This is a genomic window from Methylobacterium platani (genome assembly GCF_001653715.1).
In the GTDB taxonomy this organism is placed as follows: Bacteria; Pseudomonadota; Alphaproteobacteria; order Rhizobiales; family Beijerinckiaceae; genus Methylobacterium; species Methylobacterium platani.
The window spans coordinates 1-2299 of record NZ_LWHQ01000141.1; the positions used below are offsets into that span (position 1 = coordinate 1).

The following is a 2299-nucleotide window of genomic DNA, read 5'->3' on the forward strand; positions in this document are numbered from 1 at the left end:
GCGGCGCCGGTGGCACCCTGACCACCCGTCGTGCCTACTGGACCTGCTGGACCTGTTGGGCCAACTGAGGCAGGCACTACGATATTATTGGCATCGTATTCGTAGCGCGTACTACCGAAGTTCGTATCATTTACTGTTGTTGGCGCAACAGTTTGACTAAATATCTGTCCAGAAGAATTAGTAATTGTATAGGTAAAGCTTTCTGTCGGCGAATTGTTACTGCCAGTAAATTGGAAGTACAATCCAAGATTATAAGTACCTTGTGGAAGATTGGCATTGTATACAAAGAAAGATTGATCTTGAAGCGAGGTGTTTGGAGATAACGTAAGAGCAGCCGAACCTAAGTAGGTGGAACCATTTCCTGGTTGATTTGCGCCAGTTTGTGAGTATATATATACTGTACCACTTGTAGTAGTATTGACATTGCCATCTGAAAATACACCACGAATATTAATTGTGCTGTTAGCCATAATCTTTTCCCTTCGGCTTCGGCACCCAATAAAAACGCGAGTCTGCCTGCATACAATAAATACTACAGACTATTTACCTATGTACAATACAGAGCCATATAAAATTATGAAAGGTTGTAAATCTATCACACCTGAATATAAAAAGACATAATAAGGCACTATATGAGATAATCATATAGAATATTACACGTTTAATTTTTAAATATAAGTAAATACTATGGATACTAGTAATATAATTTGTAATTTAACATAAATATGAAATATAAATTTATTATATTTCATATTTATGTTACTATATATATATTTTATAAATCCTAAAAGTCTTACGTGATACCTATCTAAAATGTAAACTACAACCGTAACAGTAAATATAGTGTATTTCATTGATATATATAAACATGAAGATTATAGTTTGTTATATTTTTTATTGTTATAAGCTAAATAAATCATTCAAAAATATTTGTTAGCTCACGATAAATACTATAATAGCAAAAAAATTCGGAAAAATCTTGTGCTTTTATTATTTTAGAACTAACAATACCTCGTTGCTACTTTCAGCAATTCCGCATTAGAGTGAAACTATGAGCGATCCGTTCCTTGGTCAGATAATGGCTGTCGGCTTTAACTATGCGCCAGTAGGTTGGCTCCCATGCGATGGCCGACTCTTACAAATCCAGCAGTATACTGCCTTATACTCCCTTCTTGGCACTCAGTTCGGCGGCAATGGCACAACGAATTTCGCGCTGCCAAATCTTATGAGCCGCACGATCATTGGTGCTGGACAGGGGACAGGTCTATCGAATTACCCTATTGGTACGCAGGCCGGCACGGAGAATGTCAGCCTGACAGTATCACAGATGCCCATTCACAGCCATTCCATGAATGCAGACGCGACTCCTGGTAGTGCCACGACGCCTGCAGCTAACAATTTCGCAGAGGTCAACACGGGTACAGCGCGCCAGCCTATCGTCGCCCCATCTTTTAGTTCGGGAGCGCCGGTAAATCCCGCTACGTTGGCCCCCAGCACGATCGGCCAGCAGGGTGGCGGACAGGGGCATCCTAATATACAACCCTCGTTAGCTGTCCTATATATTATTGCAGTCCAAGGTATTTACCCGTCGAGACAGTAATCTTGATCGATATAGTAAATCAAGACTAGAATTCCGTCCGACGTATAACCATTTTGTCGGACGGATATTTTATAATTTATAATTTTTCAAGGCAATTCAGCATTTAATACAGTTTATTTTATCAATGAATAAAATTACTAGTGTGTTTGTATATTTATGCGTAACAACTATATCAATATTTTTATAAATTAATTGATTTTTCCACTTGATCGGCGTTAGGTTCATGTAAATTCGATCAGCCAACATACATCGTGCACGACTTATATGCAAGAAACATCATCCGCATGGATATACCCTAGCGGATTTTGGGCGTCGTCTTGGGCCGCTTTCGACCCGTTGCCGACCTTCGGAAGGTCTGCTTCAGGCACTGGACGAACCAGTTGGAGGAGCACGCTCGTCAGCGGTCCGCTACACCAATCAGCGCCGTTGACGGGATTGGCAGGATTGCCCGATCAGCCGCCATGCGTCGCGCTTCGGCGATGACTGCCGCCTTTTCCTCGTCGCTCAGTTCGACCCAATCATGCGACATGCCGAAAAGTGTCTCAGGATCGTCCAACATCGCAACATCGAGTTGATAGTCGAAGGTCACATGCTGAATGCGAGGCGTGCGGTAGCCGGCAGTAACCAATTCGCGGGCGAGCCCTTCCAGATCACCCAAGGCTCTCACCCCTGCGGGCATTGGCGCGTTTTCGCGTTCGG

The 2299-nt window shown here is 42.6% G+C and carries 1 protein-coding gene and 2 pseudogenes; 1 reads left to right on the forward strand and 2 read right to left on the reverse strand.

Annotation, left to right across the window (positions count from 1 at the left end; all coding sequences use genetic code 11):
- Positions 1-470, reverse strand: a pseudogene (locus A5481_RS34475) (hypothetical protein); the annotation flags it as partial.
- Between the two features lie 608 nt (positions 471-1078).
- On the opposite strand from A5481_RS34475, the gene A5481_RS33140 reads away from it, so the two are divergent.
- Positions 1079-1600 carry a phage tail protein gene (locus tag A5481_RS33140; protein WP_245239240.1) on the forward strand — a complete coding sequence of 174 codons (522 nt, stop codon included), beginning with the start codon at positions 1079-1081 and terminating at the stop codon, positions 1598-1600.
- A 397-nt stretch (positions 1601-1997) separates the two neighbouring features.
- Here the strand turns inward: A5481_RS33140 and A5481_RS31940 are convergent.
- Positions 1998-2299 (reverse strand): annotated as a pseudogene (locus tag A5481_RS31940) (class I SAM-dependent methyltransferase); the annotation flags it as partial.

Bases quoted from the DNA above. Each gene is read 5' to 3' on its own strand.
- A5481_RS33140 (WP_245239240.1), top strand. From the start codon at position 1,079: ATGGCTGTCGGCTTTAACTATGCGCCAGTAGGTTGGCTCCCATGCGAT.